Consider the following 559-nt stretch of genomic DNA (forward strand, 5'->3'; position numbering starts at 1 on the left):
AACAGACGGAAACCCACAACACAACACAGAACACACCCCACCCCCCACGGTGGCGGCCCACGGCCGCCAACAACCCGGGAGGCTGGGGCACCGAGACCACCACACCACCCCACGGTCGGTGCTGGTACCAGAGTTTCGGCGGCCATAGCGCGAGGGAAACGCCCGGACACATTCCGAACCCGGAAGCTAAGACTCGCAGCGCCGATGGTACTGCAGGGGCGACCCTGTGGGAGAGTAGGACACCGCCGGACACACATTGAGGAGTGGCCACCCGAGGACGGGTGGCCATTTCTCGTTAACGGGCCCAGGCATCGCCGGCCGCAGTACGGTTGAGTCCGATGAGGACTCCACACTCGACAGGACACTCGTGAGCGACTCGAAGGACGAATCCGACGGCAGGGAGCGGCCGAACCGCGAACAGCGACCCCGCCAGCGGCCGCAGGGCGGCGGCCGCGGAACCACCGGATCTCGTTCCTCCGGAGATCGCCCGGCGAAGCGTCCGTACTCGGGTGGCGGCGAGAAGCGTCCGTACGGTGACCGGGATGCGAAGCGTCCGTAC

At 67.1% G+C, this 559-nt stretch carries 1 rRNA gene; it reads left to right on the forward strand.

The window, feature by feature from the left end:
• Positions 1-134: 134 nt before the first annotated feature.
• Positions 135-251, forward strand: a 5S ribosomal RNA gene (gene rrf, locus EZM51_RS20305).
• Positions 252-559 lie beyond the last annotated feature (308 nt).

It is taken from the genome of Agromyces sp. H66, from assembly GCF_004959775.1.
Taxonomy (GTDB): Bacteria; Actinomycetota; Actinomycetes; order Actinomycetales; family Microbacteriaceae; genus Agromyces.